Source organism: Collinsella sp. AK_207A, assembly GCF_902501965.1.
Classification (GTDB): domain Bacteria; phylum Actinomycetota; class Coriobacteriia; order Coriobacteriales; family Coriobacteriaceae; genus Collinsella.
In genome coordinates, this window is sequence record NZ_CABWID010000003.1 from 1 (window position 1) to 1,548 (window position 1,548).

1 protein-coding gene is annotated in these 1,548 nt (G+C 73.0%); it reads left to right on the top strand.

Going from position 1 to position 1,548, the window contains the following annotated elements:
- The first annotated feature begins 115 nt into the window (after nt 1–115).
- Entirely contained in the window at nt 116–1,231 is a 1,116-nt protein-coding gene (locus tag GDJ97_RS00815) for an IS110 family transposase (protein ID WP_152069344.1), read from the top strand.
- Nucleotides 1,232–1,548: the final 317 nt, after the last annotated feature.

The window sequence follows — 1,548 nt, forward strand, 5'->3', positions numbered from 1 at the left end:
CAAGACGATATGAGCTGAACATTGAGGCGCCTCCCGCGCGCGGGAAACGTGGGTCGCGCGACAATGTCGGTATCGTCAGACGTGGCCGCGCGCCACACCGTGCCGGGAGGTCCCCATGGAAGATTATGCCACGTGCATCGGCCTCGACGTCCACGCGAGGAGCGTCAGCGCCTTCGCCCTCGACCCCATGACCGGGGAGTGCGAGGCGGCCTCCTTCGGCTACGACCCCGCTTCGATCGCCGAGTGGGCGCTCGGCTTCGAGAGGCCCCGCGCCGTCTACGAGTCCGGCCCCACGGGCTTCCACCTCGCGCGGGCGCTGGGCGCCCTCGGCCTCGACTGCCGCGTCGGCGCCGTCTCGCGGATGCAGAGGCCCTCGGCCGACAGGGCCCGCAAAACCGACCGCCGGGACGCCGAGTTCCTGGCGAGGCTCCTCTCCACGCGCAACGTGGTCGAGGTCCGGGTCCCCGACGAGCGGACCGAGGCGGCCCGGGACCTCTCCCGCGCGCTCGACGACGCCCGGGAGGACCTGCAGCGCGCCCGCCAGCGCCTCACGAAGTTCCTGCTGAGGCACGGGCTGGTCTTCGACGAGCGCACGCCCGCCGGCAGGAGGAGGGGCAACTGGACCCGGGCCTTCTGGGCCTGGGTCGAGGGGGTCGAGATGCCGGAGCCCGACGCCGCCGCGGCGCTCGAGCACTACGTGGACGAGGTCAGGTCCCGCGAGGAGGCCAAGGGCGCGCTCGCCCGGAAGGTGGCCGAGTCCGCCGGCAGGCCGGAGTGGAAGCCGGTCGTGGACGCGCTCAGGCAGGTCAAGGGCATCGACGTGGTGACGGCCCACGCCCTCGCGGCGGAGGCCGGCGACTTCTCCCGGTTCCGGTCCGCCCCGGCCTTCGCCGCCTGGTGCGGCCTCGTCCCCTCGGAGCACTCCAGCGGGGAGTCGGTCTCGCGGGGCGGGGTCACCAAGTGCGGCAACCGCCACGCGAGGCGCCTGCTCGTCGAGGCGGCCTGGCACGTGCCCATGTCCTCCCGGTCCCCGAAGCCGCTCTCACCGGGCCAGGAGGTGTCCCCCGCCGTCAGGCGGCACGCGCTCAAGTGCAACAGGAGGCTCTCCGAGCGCCGGGAGGCCCTCGAGGCGGCGGGCAAGAGGCCCTGCGTCGCCAACTGCGCCACCGCCCGCGAGATGGCGTGCTGGGTGTGGGCCCTGGGCTCCATGGCGCAGGCGGGCGCCGCGTGACGCCCGCCGCCGACTAGCGTCCGACCCCGGGGCGCGCCGGCCGTCGAGGCCGTCGGGGGCCACTCGAGTCTCCTTTTTTGGGCGCCGGGGGACCGGCACGCCCGACGCAAGACTGCCAGGCCGGCAGGAGGCCCCCGGCCGTAGCAACGAAGTGCGGTTCCGACCCGCGGATATTAAACTGCAAGACGTGCGTCGATCGAGACACGCCCTCTCACCGGCGCGACCCCGGGCGAAGATAGGTAGGCCGGGCCGAAGGCGGTAGCTCCGCGGACGGCCCGGCCGGTTTTGCCTCTTGACAATGTTCAGCTCATATTAAA

Excerpts from the sequence above, each read along its gene's own strand:
- GDJ97_RS00815 (WP_152069344.1), top strand. The coding sequence starts at position 116 with ATGGAAGATTATGCCACGTGCATCGGCCTCGACGTCCACGCGAGGAGC.